Genomic DNA, 18082 nt, shown 5'->3' with positions numbered 1-18082 from the left:
TATATCCTTGAGAATAAATATTTTGTTTGTTATAGTTTACTTTTTTAAATATGAAGATCATAAATAAAATAAATGGTAATATATCAAAAAAAATAAATAACTTTATTAGTTCTTTATTTTCTAAATTAAGAATTATAATATTAAATACTGTAAATATTATTAAAAACAATTTTTTATATATTTTTAAATTTTTTATGCTATTAAAATTTATCATTAATTAAATAATATAAAATTTTATAGAAAATTTCAATACTAATTAATTATAAATATTTTTTTAATAAATATTATAAAATTCATCACCTTCTTCATCAAATGATTTAAATTCTGTTATTACTCAATAAGGAATTTCAGAATTATTACTTATATTTTTTCAAAGTATTTTGTATTTAAAATTTACAGGATTGTAATTCATTGCTTTACCATCATAATTTATTAAATCTTCATCAGTTAAACTTTTATATCTTTTTAATAAAACCTCACCACTGATTCTTTCATCATCTATATTATTTTTTAATATATCTTTTTCTAAGAATTCTTTTTGATGCTCTTTTATAGTTTGATAAGGATTAAAATTTTCTGGAACATCAATTTTATATTTTTGTTTACTTGCATTAGATTCTGAGTCACCATTACCTTTATAATTTAATGTAAATTCAATCTCACCATTAAATTGATTTTGATCAGTTGCGTTTATATTTATATTACTTATGTCTCAAAAATCATCGTTTGCAATATACTGTAAAGATTGTTCGTGAACTTTATTCATATCTTCATTTACACTATTTTTCATGATATCAAAAAGATGGGAAAACTCTGTTGAACCTCTGAACTCTTTGTTTTTAAATACATTAAAGATATTATTAAATATAGAATTTTCTTCAAAACTTAAATCTAAACTGTTATAGCCTAATAATTTTTTTAACTTATTTTTTTGCGTTTTATTTAAATCAACTAAACTTTTGTTTTTAAAATCATCATCATTACTTATTAAAGTCAAAGTTTGGTTTTTTTCGCTGCTTGCTAAGTCTTTATAAGTAAATGCCAATAAGTTTAAAGCATTTATAAAACCATCACCTTCTTCTCCAACTAACTCTTCTCAACCTAACTGAGTTAAACCTTTTGCTCCAACTCCAAAAACATTTGGTTTGATAACAATTTCATAACTATCTCAAAAAGGAGTATTTTTGTTTTTTAAAAATTTTTTAACAAATTCTACCTTCTTTTCTTTATTTTTTAAATTATCATGGAATCTTATCAATTCTTCAATAAATAAACTTACTTGTTTTAAATTTTCTAATTGATTATTAATTACATCATCTTTTTCAGTTTTATATAATCTTATTGCCTGAGCTTTATCAATGACTGGTTTATGTGCATCGTTTGCTACAATTGCATTTCTTTTATTAATCTTTTTATTTAATATTTCAGTATTAAAATTATTTTCTAACAAAAAGTTTGACAAATCACTATTGTTTTGAATTTTATTTATAGCATTTTGGACATTATATATGAAGCTAAATCCAATTGTTTGAATTATAGTATTTGTTCAACCTTTAGAAGAAACAACAACTGGTAATAAATTGTTTTCTAAATTAAGTAACATCTCTGTGCCAAAATCTGAGGTACTAATACTTTGAATTATAGAAGTTATCTTATTTATATAACCATCAATATTTAAATTACCTGCTATATTAGTAAGTTCAGTTCCTAATTTATTAAATTCAATATCATTAACTTTAGCATAAGATGTGAATTGATTTTTTTTCTTTATCGCTGGTGTATAATTAACATTTTTTAATTTATCATTAATATCTTTTTCTATACCATTACCGTTAAATACCCCTTTTCCTTTAGAAACAATAGAGTTGTAATGCAAATAACCTGAACTGTTTGTTCCTCCATTGTGAATTGTTGGTTTTCCATGAAAAAATGTACTAATACCATCAGTTCCATTAGTATCACCAGGATATGAACCATCATATCCTTTATCAAGTAAATAATTTGTTAAAGGTCCAGTATCTTGTATCCCTCAAGCTAAATTCCTTTGTTCTTGATTTTCTGAAAGTTTTAAATCTTTATCTAATCCAGATAAGATACCCATTTCATTATTTTTGGGATTTATAAAATCATTAAATCCTTTTCCACCATCTTCGTTAAAAGAATCTTCAAAACCACCATTTATTAAGAAATTATTATAAAAATTATTGTCATACATACCCATTATGTAACTTGCATAAACTCCTGCAGAACCATCCTTATTTAAGAAATCAAGTTTAGGTGATAAAATGTTTTTAAACAGTTCAATTTTAGATGCTAAGTTTATGTTTTTATCTTTATATTGATAAGAATTTGGAATCATTAATGACGTTGGAGTTGGTGAAAAATATATAGATAATAATTCATTTAAATTAATATTTAAATTTTCATGTCTGCTTGCAATAACCATTCTTGATACAAATTCAGAAGCTTCTAACATTTGTTGTTGAATTTCGGTAAATTTTTTATCAACTTTTGAATTATCATTAGTCTTACCACAAGAAACTATTGCTGATATAGGAGTACTTAAAAAAGTAGCTACACTTATAAAGCTAAGTAATTTTTTCATCTCTATTCCCCTTTATTTTTTAGTAATATAAAAAAGATAAATTAAATTAATTTATCTTTATTATTTTAATGTATTAAAAAAAATGAATAGAAAAACTAAAACTTATTTCTTAATTCTTAATTTATTTTATTATTATTAATTATTTCACTATTAACACTCTTTGAAAGCAGAGTATTAATTTTTGCAGCAACAAGATCCATTGCGATTTTGTTACCTTCATAATAAGGAACAATAATGTCAGCATGTTCAATTGATGGTTCTACGAAAAACTTATACATAGGTCTAACTGTTGTTAAATATTGATTAATTACATCATCTAAATTTCTACCTCTATCATTAACATCTCTAACTAATCTTCTAATGAATCTAATATCATCATCAGTTCTAATAAAAATTTTGATATTACTTCTTTTTCTAACTTCTTCTACTTGCAATGCTAAAATTCCATCAAAAATAACAACTTCAGAAGGATTTATTGTCTTAAATTTTCCAGATTGACTATGAGTAGTAAAATCATATATAGGAACTTGAATAGATTTAAAGTTTTTTAAGTCATCTAAATGTTTACAAATTAAATCAATATCTAATGAACTTGGATGGTCAAAATTTAAATTTTGTCTTTCTTCGAAATTTAAATGACTAAAGTCTTTATAATAGTTGTCCATTGATAAATGTGATACAGAGTGATTTTCAAAAATTTTGTCTGAAAGTGTTTGTGCAAATGTTGTTTTCCCACTAGCACTACCACCTGCAATTGTAATAATTGTAACTTTTTCCACAAATAACCTCTTTTATATATTATAAATTAATTTATTTAATTTTTAAATAAAAAACACTTAACTAATTATTATAGTATTATAAGTATAGTATAATAGCCTAGGAGGTATATAATGGCAAATAAAGTATTAGTAATAAGTGGAACTGTAAGTCCTGTTGATAAATCATATTCATTAGAGTTGACAAATCAATTTATTGAAGAATATAAAAAAAATAATTCTAATGACGAATTTATCTATCTTGATTTAAATAATGAAGAAATGGCAAAAAAAACTCTTTCAAGAGATAATTTTTCAAGTTTCTTTAATGAAAATGATGCAATTAAATATATTAATCAATTAAAAGAAGTAAATAAAGTAATTATTTCAAGTCCAATGAATAATTTTAATGTTAGTGCATTAATAAAAAACTACTTGGATCATGTTTTATTAGCAGATCAGAGTTTTTCTTATAAATACTCAAAAAAAGATGGTTCAGTTGGTTTATTAGATCATCTGAGTGTACAAATTTTAACTACACAAGGTGCACCATTGGGATGATATCCATTTGGAAATCATACAGAATTTTTAAAAGGAACTTGAGAATTTGTTGGCGCTAAAGTAAATGAACCTATTTTGTTTGCTGGTACAAAAGTAAAACCTACTTCAGAATTAACACCAAAAGAAGCAATAAATACAATTTCAGATAAAATAAAAGAAGTTGCTGCTAAGTTTTAAAGAAATATGAGGGATCAAATATGTATGTAATAGATTATGAAGATGTTCAATTAATACCTAATTTTTGTAAAGTTAAATCAAGAAGCGAGTGTGACACTAGTGTTGAACTAGGTAATTTTAAATTTAAACTACCCGTTGTTCCTGCTAATATGGCTTCTGTTATGAATGAAGATTTAGCAGAAATGTTAGCTAAAGAAAATTATTTTTATATAATGCACCGTTTTAACGTTGACACATTAAAGTTTGTAGAAAAAATGAAAAAAAGCAAACTTGTTACTTCAATAAGTGTTGGAGTTAAAGAAGTTGATTATAAATTAATTGATGACTTAGTTAAAAATGACTTAATACCAGACTTTATTACAATTGATATAGCTCATGGGCACTCAATACAAGTAAAAAATATGATAATTTATATTAAGGAACAAACTAAGGGTAAAACATTTATAATCGCAGGTAATGTAGCTACACCACAAGCAGTTAGAGATTTAGAATATTGAGGTGCTGATGCAACTAAGGTTGGTGTGGGACCTGGAAAAGTTTGTATAACAAAGTTAAAAACTGGTTTTGGTACTGGTGGATGACAATTAGGTGCTATTAAATGATGTAGCAAAGCTGCCCAAAAACCAATTATAGCTGATGGTGGTATAAGAGTTAATGGTGATATAGCTAAATCAATTCGTTTTGGAGCTAAAATGTGTATGATTGGTAGTTTATTTGCAGCACATGAAGAATCACCTGGTAAAACTGTTGAAGTTGATGGGGTTTTATACAAAGAATATTATGGAAGCGCAAGCGAATATAATAAGGGTGAGAAAAGATATGTTGAAGGTAAAAAAGAACTTATAAAAATAAGAGGTAAAATAATGAGCACATACAAAGAAATGTGCGAGGATTTACAATCATCAATTTCATATGCTGGTGGAACAAAAGTTGATGACATTAAAAATGTTGATTATGTAATATTAAAAACAGGTAACTTTAATTAATTACCTTTTTTTTATTTAAAGAAGTTGTTCCCTTTTATAAAACCTGCAAAAAACTTCATTTTTAAGTATTCTTGGCCCATACTTGGATTTTCAAATCTAAATTTATTTAATGCAGAGTAAAAAGTTTTTTCTTCTTCATTAAATTTATTAAAATAATCGCTGCTTATTAGTAAATTATCACATAATATTAAAGAACAATTAGTAACAAAAAATTCTATATTTTTTTCTTTATTTTCGATTATCTCCCAATATTGATTAAAATATGAGGTAATTTTTTCATCTTTTTTATCATAAATAAATGTTACGTATGTACTTTTATCATTTTTAAATATTCCTAATAATGCTGATTTTTCTTCAACAAAAACATTATTAATTGAGTTGACCATTTTAAAATCATCAGGAGTAACTTGAGGATATACTAAATCTTGTATTAAAAAATTATTAGTTTTTGGAAGAATAAATCTTTTTATAACAAAATTATTTTCTTCTTTTTTCATTCATTTCTTGTATTTGGAATAAAAATTTATTAATGAAGATACTTTATTTGAAACTTTTCTTAAATTATATATGTAAAGAGGTTTAATAGCGCCATCTAGTGAATTATAAATTGAGCAAAACTCTTCTTTAAGAGCATTTAAATGAACTCTAGATATAAATAATTTAAACAATAAACTAGAAAAATTAACTAAAGTCAGTTCATCTTCAGATGAATCTTCTTTAACTACAATTGATTTTAAAATCTTATAATGTTCAGAACAAAAGCCATAATAATTAAATGTTTCTGGATTTGCAACTCTAAAAAAGTTTTCTCCAAATGTAAATTTATTATCAAATGAATTCTTTCTATATGTTGTAAAAAATTTATCTGCTGTAAAATCAAACTTGTATAGGTTATTTTCAATTGCATTTTTTTCACAATCATTATAATGACAAACTTATTCTTTACCTAAAGCTCTATAATGTTTCAAAAACAAATCATTAGAATAATTTAAAAAGTTATTGTAATCTTCCTTGTTTATAATAGCTTTTAAAAAAGTATTATATTGGCTATTTTTAGTTTTTTTTAAACTTTTAAAGCAGCAATCTTTGAAATCAATATTACTTAAACAAAAACATTGTTCATTATTATCAAGGTTAAAAAAATTAACTCCATTAGATACCAAAAAATTAATATTATCATTATCTAAAAAATAATTTTCAAATAAAGCATCTACAAACTGTTTTGCCTCTACATTGGATATTTTATTATCAAGAGCCTCTTTATATAGTTTCTGCTTATCAATTAACATTTTTAAATTTTTATCATCATTTAATAGCATATTTTCTCCATTTATCTAATATAGTTTAATATAAATATTTTATATTATTTTTATTTGACTATAAAAAAAGAAAAACAAAATTAACTTCTTTTTTGCTTTTCTTGTTGTTTTATTCTAGAAACAAGCTCTTTGATTCTTTTTTGCTTTTGTAATTTATCTTTTTTAAGTTGAAGTTCTTTATCTTTTTTCTTTTTAGATAATTGAAGTTTTTGTAATTTTAATGATTTGCTATCTTTTTTATCTGAATCTAATTCCACTTCTTCTTCATCATCGAAAATTGTTATAATTTTTTTATCTTTAACTATTTCTTGAGCAATTAGATTTTTATCTTGTTTATGTTCATTTAATTCTACAATGTTTGAAAAATCAAAAAGATCTGGATTAACATCAACTTCAAAGTTAAAAAAATCTAATAGTTCTTTTGAATAATAAGATTTGTCACAATAATTTTTGAAAACATTTCTTTTCATTTCATAAATATCATTAGCAGATTTAACATAATAAATTCATTGTATATCAACTAAATATGTTTCAAAAAGTAATGACAGAAAATCTTCTTTTAGCTCATCATTTTCTCTCAATATACTAAATGAATCAAGATAATTATTAAATTCTGGAATTGTTAAATAGAATCCTTCTTGATCACCAAAATTAATAATATCTCCATCATTTATTTCATAAATAATTTTACCTAATTTTTTTATGAACTCTGTGTCAAATCTAAATATAGATTTTATTAAATCCAAATATTCACGATAAATCAATAAATAATCATCATCAACTTTTCTTTTTAAGTATTCGAAGTATTTATCTCTTATAAGTCCAACTGCTTTTATACCTGTGTTAGTAATAATCTCTTTTTTCGAGATATTTGGTCTAAAGAATTTATCATAATGTAAACCAATACCAAATGGTTTATCTGATAAATGATGTTCATCTGCTGGAACAATTGTAATAATTGGAAAAATAAATGGATAGATGCATTTAATTGAGTAATAATATACACTTGATAATAATGGTATTCTATGACCTAAATTTTTTAGTATATAATTCAACTTCATTAATTCTTCTTTATTTAACTCAAATAGTGCATCAATTTGCAAGTCCATATCTTCATCTTTTAACTTTTTTGCAAACTTAGGATAAAACTTTTCAAAGCTAATTGTATTTTCAATTCATGAACCATTGATTAAATCATTAACATTTCTAAGAATGTAAGGATTTAAAAAATCACCACCTATTAAATAACCTTCATTATTAAACTCGAATTTTTGTACTCCAGGAGTAACAAAGTTTTTAACAATTAATTTCTTTATATGCATAGAATTTCTCCTTAAAGATATTTAAATTATTATACCAAAAAAAACTCCAATTATGAAGCATATTTAGCATATACACTTATTAAGTTTTTTTATTTCTTAAAACTTTTCTTTTTTTTAATAAAGTAAGTACTAATAGAATTAGAATCAAAATTTTATTTAATTCAGCTACAAGATATCAATAATCACTAGTGCCTTCAATAAAAATATCATGAAGATCTTTATCGATAATAGCATACTCTTCAAGTTCATCTAGTACAAATTCAATTTTATTCTCTCAATCATATAAATTTTTTGTTGATTTAAGTGATTTAATATTTTCAAATGATTTATCAGTGAATACTTTATTATAATTTTGTCCATATTGAATCACTTGAAATAAATGCTTATGAATTTCATTTCATATTGTAACAATACATTCTTCAATATCTAATACATCATTGTTATTAAGTGTGTTATTGTAACTTAATTTTGCAATTAAGTCACAAACCCTAATTAACTCAGCTGCTTGTTCAACGAATTTTAATACAAGGTGCCTATCAACTACTCTATTTTTATTTTCAACTATTAGTACATTATTTATATCTTGGTAAAAAAACATAAACTTGTCTTTTAACTCAATAAAATCATCAATAAAAGTTAAATTTTTAATAGATTCATAAACATCATTAAAAGACTTTCTATAAACAGTTGATATTTTTAAATCTTTATCAATTATATTTATTAAAGTATCTAAGGATACTAATATTTCATCAAAAAAAATACTAAACTTTAAGTATTGATCTTTTGTAAAATTATATTTTCCTAGCATAATTAATCCTTTTTAATATATATTAATAATATATAACATTTCAGTAGAAAGAAATTAAAATGATTCAATATTTAAAACCTTTTAAAATTAACAAAAATGATATAGAAAACATAAAAAATGTTAGACCTTTTTGGGATAAAGAAATTAATAAAAAAGTTAAAAACTTAAAAAAGTGATTATTAAGATTTCAAAAAACAGATGCTAATTTTAAATTAAACATGCCTCATGATTATAATGACTATATAAATTTTTTTTCAGAAATTTTATCTTATAACAATTTCATTAACCAAAAAACTAAACAAATAAAAACTTCAATTAAAATATACTCAAAGTTTTATAAAATGTATTTAGATTATTCATTCTTACTTGGTTGAACAAAATTTATTGAAACATTAAGTATTTATTATAATAATTTGAAAAATGAAGATGTATCAAACTTAGCAATTCATTATTTGAAACTTACTAATGAAACTTTATATAAATTCTTAGATATTTATAAAAAAGAAATTAATAAAATAATACCTGAAGACGAATATATAAATTTATTATTGGATGATATTGTTATAAACGATAAAGAAATATTAGTTGTAAATGAAGCATTAGATAAAATAGTTAAGTATGTAAAATTATTATATAGAAAGAAAAAGGTTGATGAAAAAACATTGTTAAAAGTTTCGTCATCAACCTTAGAGTTGGTATATTTTAATTATTCATATTCACTTTATTCTTATAAGCTATTAAAAAATTTAAGTTATTAAAATTATTTAGTTTTTATATGTAATTCATCTAATTGAGTTAGTTTTACATTATCAGGAGCATTTGTCATTGGGTCTATTCCTGATGAATTTTTAGGAAATGCTATTACTTCCCTAATTGAAGAAGTGTTACTTAGTAACATACATAATCTATCTAATCCAAGAGCACATCCAGAATGATACGGTGCGCCATATTTGTAAGCATCAACAAATCAACCAAAGTTTGTTTTAATTTTTTCTTCATCAAATCCTATCGCTTTAAACATTCTATTTTGAATTTCTCTATTTGTTATTCTTTGACTTCCACCACCAAGTTCAAAACCATTTAGAACAATATCATAAGCTTTTGCTTTTGCATTTTTAAAATCAGTGTCAAAGTTATCGATTGATTCATCTGAAGGCATAGTAAATGGATGATGAGCAGCTACATATCTCTCTTCTTCATCTGAATATTCAAATAAAGGAAAGTTTACAACTCAAAGAAATTTATAATCATCTTTTTTTATAAGTGATAATAAGTTTCCTAAAGCGTTTCTAATTGCACCAAGTGCCTTACTTGCAATATAATAATCATCAATAATAAACAATAATGTTGATGACTCATTAATTTTGAATTCATTAATTAAACTTGCTTTTTCTTCTTCGCTTAATTTAGAACCTATTGAACCAGTTCACTCATTGTTATCATATTTTGCAAAAGCAAGAATATTAACTGAGTTTTGTTTTGCAATTTCAGTTAGATGTTCTAAATCTTTTTTAGTTAATATTTTATTTACACAAATAGATCTAATAGACTTGTTTGATTTATCTTTAAATAATGGTATAGATGTAGTTTCAAAAACTTTATCTAACGTTTTAATTTCGAGTTCAAAACGTAAGTCAGGTTTATCAATTCCATACTTATCAATTGCTTCAGAATAATCCATTTTAATAAAGTTTTCTTTAAATTCAATACCTTTAATATTTAACATAATGTTTTTTAATAAGTTTTCAATAGTTTCCATCACATCATTTGAATCAGCAAAAGACATTTCCATATCTAATTGTGTAAACTCTAATTGTCTATCAATTCTTAAATCTTCATCTCTAAAACATTTGACAATTTGAAAATATCTATCAAAACCAGATATCATAAATAATTGTTTATACAACTGTGGTGATTGTGGCAAAGCATAAAATTTACCTTTGTTTAGCCTTGAAGGAACTAAAAAGTCACGTGCTCCTTCTGGTGTTGATTTACCAAATATTGGAGTTTCGATTTCAAAAAATTTATTTTCAGAGAAGTATTTTCTTATTAATTGATAAAGATTATGTCTTAAAATAAAGTTTTCTTGCATTTCGGGTCTTCTTAAGTCTAAATAACGATATCTTAACCTTGTATCTTCTTGAGCCTCAATATCATTTTTTATTTCAAAAGGAGTCAATTCAGATTCGTTTATCACTATAAGATTTGTTACCTTTATTTCAATTTCTCCAGTACTAATGTCAAAGTTTTTGGATTTTCTTTCAATAACTTGACCAGTTATTTCAATAACAAATTCTGGTTTTATATTAGTTGATTTTATCACGTTACTTTCATCAAATACTAATTGAGTTATTCCATAAATATCTCTTAAATCAATAAATGTCATAGCCCCTAGTTTTCTAACTTTCGCTACCCAACCTTGCAAAGTAACTTTTTCATTTAAATTTTTTATACTAAGTTCTCCACATGTATGTGTTCTTTTCATGATTACTCCTTTTTTAAATATTCTACGATTTTTTCAATTTTAATTTTTTCTTCTTTTTTAGACTTTTGATTTTTAACTATAACAGTTTGTTCAGCTATCTCATTATCACCAACTATAATGATATTTTTAGGATTATATTTTTCAGAAGATTTAAAACCTGATTTCAAACTTTTATTCATATATTCAAAATCAACTTTTAAATTGTTATTCCTTAGCATTAATAAAAGAATGTTTGAAAAAGCCTTGGCTTTATCAGTTAAAGCAATTATAAATGCATCTAATTCATATTCTTCATATAATGTTATATTTTGTTTATCTAAAGATAAAAGTAATCTTTCAATACCTATTCCAAAACCAGAAGCTGGTAACGATATATTAGACATCTTTTCAAACAAAGTGTTATATCTACCACCACCAATAATAGCAACTCCATTTTCATCATCTATTTCAAAAACTATTCCTGTATAATAATCTAAACCTCTTACAAGTTTTTTATCTTCAATATAATCAATACCAATATTTTTTAAATTTCTTTTAAATGAATTATAGAAGTTTTTATCAAAGTCACTAATGTAGTCTTTCATATCAATAATATCTTCGAATTGATTACGATCTATTTTACAATCAATCACTCTTAAAGGGTTTTTATTAATTCTTATGTTGCAATCTTCACAAAGTTTCTTTTTAGATAAATATTTTTTTAAATCTTCTATGTATTTTAATCTTTCTTCGCCTGTAACAATGTAATTTATATGTAATGAATAACCATTTAATCCAATTGAATTTAAAATCATATAACAAAATGAGATTAATTCTGAATCTAATTCTGGACTATTTGGTCCAAAAACTTCAACACCAAATTGATTAAACTGTCTCATACGACCTTTTTGGGGTCTTTCATATCTGTACATACTTGAGAAATAAAATAATTTTAAAGGCAAGTTTTCAGCAATGTATAACTTATTTTCAATCACAGCTCTAACTGTTGGTACAGTACCTTCAGGTTTTAAAGTTAATTCTCTATTTTTTTTATCTAAAAAATTATACATTTCTTTTGTTACAATATCTGTTGTTTCTCCTACATTATTTTTAAATAACTCTGAGTGTTCAAATGTTGGTGTTATAATTTCAGAATAATTGAAATTATCAGCAATGTTTCTTATTATCATTTCTAATGCAAAATATTGTTTTGCTTTTTCATTATAAATATCTTCAGTGCCCCTTGGTTTTTGAGTCATTTTATTTCACCTTTAATTTTTCTATTTTGTAAGATATGGTATTAGTTTTTTAATTTCTTCAACTGGTTTATCTCATCATTTTAATTCTAATAATTCCTTTATTTTACTATTTTCAAACCTGAATCTAATTAACTTTGCAGGATTTCCAGCAACAATTGAATACGGTTCAACATCTTTTGTAACTACTGATTTAGCACCAATTATAGAACCACTTCCAATTTTTAAACCAGGTAATATTGTTACACCATTTCCAATTCAAACATCATTTTCAATAATTGTGTTTTTGAAAACTTTATTTCTTTTTATATTATCAACTTTGAAGTCAGCAAACATTTCAAATGGGAATGTTGATAATGATTCAATTCTATGATTTGCTCCATTCATAAATATTTTTACATCATCAGCAATAGCACAAAACTTTCCTATATGTAAATAATCATCATAAACTTCTGGAAAATGATAAAGTACATTTTTATTTTGTCATTCTATAGCGTTATTTATTCCATTAAATGTATATAAATAAGTATAATCACCAACAATTATATTTTTATTAGTTATATATTTATTTAAAATAAATACTTTATTTGATTTAGCCATTTTTTATCCTATAAACATAATGATTATATAAGATTATAAATAAATTTGAAACTTAATTAAATAAAAACATATAAAAAACGTTAATTAATTAACGTTTATTTTTATAAAGATGTAAATTTTATTTCAATTCCATCAGTATCCTTTATGTAATGTGAAGAATTATTGTACTCACCATTTTGTTCAGATGGTTTTTCTGGGAGTTTTTCATCTTCATTATATTTTTTTGTAAACAGTCTTAATACATATGAGTTATTTCCTTTAGGTTCTACTTTAAAATTATCGATATCAAAATCATTTAATAATAGAGATCAATAATTATAAGCTATAGAATTTGTAGAAATTAAATACATTATTACAGTATAAACATTACTATCGCTTAAATTGCCTAAATCAGTTATAACTTTTTTAGTTTCATCACCATTTTGAATTACTTTTTCAATAGTTGCAGGAAACTTAATATTTGTATATCCATTATTTTCATCAAAAGGATTAATTTTATAAGTCAAATTTAGCTTGCCATAAAAGTTTTTTGGTTTACTCTCAGGTTTTTTATCATTTATTTGAATAGTTACACCATCTAAACTATCGTTATAAGTATAGTTAGAAACTTTTGTTAATTCATCACCAACTTTTTGAATATACTTAATCATGCTTATATTATAAAATAATAAACTCATTAAAATAGATCTTGGTCTGTGATCATAAACTTCCCCAATATCAGTAACTTGGAAATTATCTTGTAAGTATAAAGAATTAGTTATTTTTATAATTGCAGTTATTGTATCATTTTGATTATCTTTATTAGTTAAAATAAACTTATAATTACCATTACGATAAAGATCATCATTTAGATTTATTTCAATATCATTTTTATAAATATCATATTGTATTCTATCAAGATCATAATTTGCTTTAAGTAGTTTGTTATTTATAACATCTAATAAATCATATGTATACGCATACTTACTAACTTCAATATCATCAATTTCAATATCATTAAAACCAGTTTTACTTATTGGAAGTATTGGTTCAGGTCTTTCTATATTATCTTCATACGAATTGTTAGAACAAGCAACAGAGGTACCTGTTGAAACCATTAATATAGCTAATGTAAATAGTTTAAGAACTTTTTTCATACTAACCTCCCAATACAATATGTAACATGTTTAACCTTTTTAGTGAGAATCAACTTAGATTAACACTAAATATATATAATAATCAAGATCCTAAAATACCTGGAATTAAATATCATCATTGAAATATTATTGGTAATACGATTGTAGAATATAATAAAGGTAGTGCCGCAAATACAGCAATGTAACAAATGCTAAATCCTAACAATGCGCTAATAATTACAACAGGAACATAGATAAAAATAAATAATCTTGCAATGTAAAGATCTTTATACCCTAATATTTTCATTGAAGATATAATTTTTCGATTATCATTTATAACTAAATTAATTGTTAATAATATAATTACACCACTTAATATTGTTCATACAACAATAATTAATAAAAGGATTAAGAAAATTGTATCATTAATTCTAGATATAACTTTTTTTGCTTCTGTTATAGAATCAAGTGTACTAATAGAAGATGTTGAAAATGAGTTGTAATCTCTTTGAGTTGTAGATCCCCCATTTAAACCAAACATAGAATAATCTCCATATAATTGAGTTGTTGAAACCCCCTTAGTAATATCTATAATATCTGCATTAAGTGAAGATTTATAATTAAAAATTGGGTATTGATTATTGAATAAATCCATATATTTTGAATTTTCTGAATTATTTGTAAATTCTACAAATAATTCATAGGCATTTTCTTTAGTTTTATTATTTTTAATGAAATCAATCAAACTAGTTAAATTTTTATTATTTTTAGGATTTTCCCATTCTTTCATAAAAACATTAAATAAATATTTTTCTGCTAAATCATATTTAGTGATTTTTTTAGCAGTTGAATTATTTATTCAAGCTTTATTAGAACCATACTTGTCAACTATACCTTTTACAGTGTATTCAAAATTAACTTGTTCAATATTTTTTGTGACTAAACCTTCAGCTAATTTTTGAGACATCAAATTAGCACTGACACTACTTTCTGAATTTAAATCAATATTTGATTTATAAACATAACCATCAATATTTTGTGGATTATTTTCATTAATTTGCTGATTTTTTCAATCTGATACTTTGTTATCAAATAAAGAATTATTATAAATTTCTTGTGTATTTGTGAAACCTTCACTATCTTTTGCGTTTAAGTCATCATAATTTCAGCTATCCATCTTAACTTCTTGACTTTTGTAACTTAATGAATTGATAAGATGGTTTACATTAATTTTATCTCCAATACTTAATTTTAACCTCTTAGCTAATGATTGATTTATTAAAATTCCATCTTCGCTATCAGAAATATTATTAATTAAGTTTTCTTTTGATGAGTTTATTAAATTTAGAGTTTTATTATTTTTCTCAACACCATAAATTTTTAAATCCTCAGATTTATAAGTGGCATTTAAATAAACTCCTAAATCATCTGTTTCATTATTATAAGGAGTTGTTCCAAAAGAAATATTATAATAACCTGAATCATTATTATAATTTTGCAAAATAATTTCTTTTATTGTAGTTGGAGAATTATTATAAATACCTTGTAAGAAAGCTTGTTGAAAATTATTATAAAACAAAGCTTGGAATCAATTATAAATACTTACAATGATGTATATTCTTTGTGACTCTCAATCTGGTTGATTTACAAAATTATATAAACTAAAAGTTAATGCATCATCATCTTCGATTTTTCCATTATCATCTAAATGAATCAATGGTGCTTGTAATGATAAAGCTTTTAAATCAGAATTTGTTATAACATTTTTATTTAAATTATCATCTGTATTAATTACATGATCATCATACTCTAAAAAATAATTTTTTCTTTTTTCATTGGCAAATACATCTGATAAACCAATAGAGTTTTTGTATTTAGAGTAAAATAGTCTAATTGCTTCTAAATCATCAATTGATTCAGCTGAAGATGAATTACTTAAAATTACTTTAAGTAAAGATTCTTTTTTTCAATATTTATCTAATTTAAAGTTTTTTAAATCTTTTCATAAATTCAAAATTGTAATTTTTGTAAAATTGTCTTTTTGTTCTTGAGAAACGTTTGATCCAATACCATCAATATTTAAATTAAAGTTTTTCAAGTAATCAATATCTATATTTTTATAAGTTAAATCATTTAAACTAGATAAGTCATCTGAAGGTTTAAATACTTTATTAGAAATATTATTATTTATATACATATTAGCTATTTCATCTGAAGTTAAAGAATCAAAATTATCAATTGTAGAATCTGGATTATAAGTTTTTGAAAAACTTTTAGGACTATTGTATATAGGAGACTCGTATTCTACAAGATTATTATATTTAGAATTATTATAAGTTTTATCTAAATTTGATTGTAAAATTCCAGGTATGATGGTACCCAAAGTTATTAAAAATGATGAAGTGCTTATTACTAAAAATACTGAGAGCAGTCTTACTAATGATGATGAAAGTATAGCACCCCTAAAACGTGAGTCAAATTTTTTTCTATTTGTTAATATTTTTTTTGCAAATAAATTAAACTTACTTGTTGCTTTCTTGTTTTCGTAATGAATCATTTCTAATGGTTTATAAGAGTTTAATACATAAAAATAAGTTACTAAAGTAATAATTTCTAAAAAAATAAATATCCCAAAAATATTAACTAATATTGATTCTCAAGAAAAGTTAAAACTTTGCATTTCAATTTGAAAGAAGTTATTGAAAACATTAACAACTAGTTCTTGAATTGATGTTCCTATAAAATATCCAAGTATTCCACCAATTAAAGATATAAAAATTGGATATAAACTAGTAGCTCAGACTAAAGATGTTTTTTTATAACCTAATGATATTAAAACACCTATTTGCGAAAATGCTTTTTTTAAATCATTTTTAATCATTATTATTAACATTATTATTGCAATAAGTAATGTAATACCAGTTACAATATATCCTAATAATTTAAAAAAACTCAATGCTTTATTAACATAATCAGTTCTTGAATAATACTTATAACTTGAATCATCTAACGAATAAACTACCTTAGTAATATTTTGCAATTTATTTGAATAACTAGCATATAAATTGATATCACTTGCTTTTGAAAGATTTGTTAAGTAATCATTTATTAAATCTGTATTTTTATTTTTATTTGAAATAAATTTACCTGAATAACTAACTTCAATGTCGCTACTTGAATTAGCCTTTAATGTTTCTTTAGATTTTAGTTCATTATTGGTTACTCATACTCTGCGATTTTCATGATCTGAAAAATTAAACTCATTTGAACTATAAATAGAATCATAAAAAGCATATTTATAGCCAAAGTTTTCTGGATTTAAATAAAACAACCCTTCATTATTAGTATCTGGTAAAGGTTTTTCTTCATTAATAATTGGAGAAGAAAAATCTGCTGAACTACCAAAACCAACCACTTGGAATCAATTTTGTTGTGAATAATTACTATCTGATTTTCATAAATTAATATCTTTAGTCTTAAACTTTGAAAGATTAACTTTTTTCTTTTCACTGTTTTCTACTAGCACTGAAGAACCAAATTCATCTTCTTGCAATCTTACAATATCATTAATTTTAATATTATTTTTATTTGCAAAGTTTTCACTTATGTATACTCAATTTTTAGTATAGTCATTGATAGAATTATTATAATCTTTTCATTTATTTAAAGACATTCCCTTTGAAACAACAAACTTATCAACTTTTTGATAAGGGTTCAAAGTAATGGCCTTAATTGTTTTCGAATCAGACAATTTAAAATTTCTAGATTCAACTCTATCAAATATAAAACTATCATCTGAATTCTCTAATTTATCTTGTAAATATGAAATTATTAAATTATCTCTTTGACCTGTGTCACTTATATTTTTAAAGCTATCTTTTTCAAAGTCATTTTCATAAGTTGTGCCATCTAAATTTATTGTAAAATCGTGCAAATTACTTTTACTTTCAGAAATAAAATCATTATAAGAGTTGTTTATTCTACTAGTTGATGAAAAGCTTGCAGTAAACATAAATGAAGATAATAAAACAAGAATCAATATTGCAATTAATTGAATCTTGTTTTTTATTAAGTTTTTGAAAGAGTTTTTAAAGAAAGGTTTTTGAATTTTCAT

14 protein-coding genes are annotated in these 18082 nt (G+C 23.3%); 3 read left to right on the top strand and 11 right to left on the bottom strand.

Annotated features, from left to right (window positions below; translation table 4 throughout):
* Window positions 1–274: 274 nt before the first annotated feature.
* Together STURON_RS02070 and udk are read right to left on the bottom strand one after the other, a co-directional pair.
* Window positions 275–2605 carry a hypothetical protein gene (locus tag STURON_RS02070; RefSeq protein WP_075048224.1) on the bottom strand — a complete coding sequence of 777 codons (2331 nt, stop codon included), beginning with the start codon at window positions 2603–2605 and terminating at the stop codon, window positions 275–277.
* 116 nt (window positions 2606–2721) lie between these two features.
* Window positions 2722–3384: a uridine kinase gene (gene udk, locus STURON_RS02065; RefSeq protein ID WP_075048223.1), complete on the bottom strand. Its 663-nt coding sequence runs from the start codon at window positions 3382–3384 to the stop codon at window positions 2722–2724.
* 111 nt (window positions 3385–3495) lie between these two features.
* Between udk and STURON_RS02060 the strand changes: the two genes are divergently transcribed.
* On the top strand, window positions 3496–4098 hold the full coding sequence (locus STURON_RS02060; RefSeq protein ID WP_075048222.1) for an FMN-dependent NADH-azoreductase: 603 nt from the start codon (window positions 3496–3498) through the stop codon (window positions 4096–4098).
* Between the two features lie 20 nt (window positions 4099–4118).
* On the top strand, window positions 4119–5084 hold the full coding sequence (locus STURON_RS02055; protein ID WP_075048221.1) for a GMP reductase: 966 nt from the start codon (window positions 4119–4121) through the stop codon (window positions 5082–5084).
* A gap of 11 nt (window positions 5085–5095) precedes the next feature.
* On the opposite strand, the gene STURON_RS02050 is transcribed toward STURON_RS02055, so the two are convergent.
* The 4 genes from STURON_RS02050 to STURON_RS02035 form a co-directional block, all read right to left on the bottom strand.
* Window positions 5096–5752 (bottom strand): hypothetical protein, encoded by a 657-nt coding sequence (locus tag STURON_RS02050; protein ID WP_075048220.1) that lies wholly within the window; start codon window positions 5750–5752, stop codon window positions 5096–5098.
* Window positions 5753–6019: 267 nt separating this feature from the next.
* Complete coding sequence (locus tag STURON_RS02045; RefSeq protein WP_075048219.1) at window positions 6020–6403, bottom strand: SEC-C metal-binding domain-containing protein; 384 nt, start codon at window positions 6401–6403, stop codon at window positions 6020–6022.
* Between the two features lie 80 nt (window positions 6404–6483).
* Window positions 6484–7725, bottom strand: a complete 1242-nt coding sequence (locus tag STURON_RS02040; RefSeq protein WP_075048218.1) for a hypothetical protein — start codon at window positions 7723–7725, stop codon at window positions 6484–6486.
* Between the two features lie 79 nt (window positions 7726–7804).
* Window positions 7805–8533 (bottom strand): hypothetical protein, encoded by a 729-nt coding sequence (locus STURON_RS02035; RefSeq protein WP_075048217.1) that lies wholly within the window; start codon window positions 8531–8533, stop codon window positions 7805–7807.
* A 59-nt stretch (window positions 8534–8592) separates the two neighbouring features.
* On the opposite strand from STURON_RS02035, the gene STURON_RS02030 reads away from it, so the two are divergent.
* Window positions 8593–9291: a hypothetical protein gene (locus STURON_RS02030; RefSeq protein ID WP_075048216.1), complete on the top strand. Its 699-nt coding sequence runs from the start codon at window positions 8593–8595 to the stop codon at window positions 9289–9291.
* Window positions 9292–9293: 2 nt separating this feature from the next.
* Here the strand turns inward: STURON_RS02030 and aspS are convergent, their stop codons facing one another.
* From aspS to STURON_RS02005, 5 genes are all read right to left on the bottom strand, one after another.
* The gene (aspS, locus tag STURON_RS02025; RefSeq protein ID WP_075048215.1) at window positions 9294–11018 is read right to left on the bottom strand and encodes an aspartate--tRNA ligase; all 1725 of its coding nucleotides are present in this window, start codon (window positions 11016–11018) and stop codon (window positions 9294–9296) included.
* A 2-nt stretch (window positions 11019–11020) separates the two neighbouring features.
* The gene (hisS, locus tag STURON_RS02020) at window positions 11021–12256 is read right to left on the bottom strand and encodes a histidine--tRNA ligase (RefSeq protein ID WP_075048214.1); all 1236 of its coding nucleotides are present in this window, start codon (window positions 12254–12256) and stop codon (window positions 11021–11023) included.
* A 21-nt stretch (window positions 12257–12277) separates the two neighbouring features.
* On the bottom strand, window positions 12278–12853 hold the full coding sequence (locus tag STURON_RS02015; RefSeq protein WP_075048213.1) for a CatB-related O-acetyltransferase: 576 nt from the start codon (window positions 12851–12853) through the stop codon (window positions 12278–12280).
* A gap of 101 nt (window positions 12854–12954) precedes the next feature.
* On the bottom strand, window positions 12955–13989 hold the full coding sequence (locus tag STURON_RS02010) for a hypothetical protein (RefSeq protein ID WP_075048212.1): 1035 nt from the start codon (window positions 13987–13989) through the stop codon (window positions 12955–12957).
* Between the two features lies 1 nt (window position 13990).
* Complete coding sequence (locus STURON_RS02005) at window positions 13991–18082, bottom strand: ABC transporter permease (protein WP_075048211.1); 4092 nt, start codon at window positions 18080–18082, stop codon at window positions 13991–13993.

It is taken from the genome of Spiroplasma turonicum, assembly GCF_001262715.1.
In the GTDB taxonomy this organism is placed as follows: Bacteria; Bacillota_I; Bacilli_A; order Mycoplasmatales; family Mycoplasmataceae; genus Spiroplasma_A; species Spiroplasma_A turonicum.
This window is presented reverse-complemented; position numbering and strand designations above follow the sequence as displayed.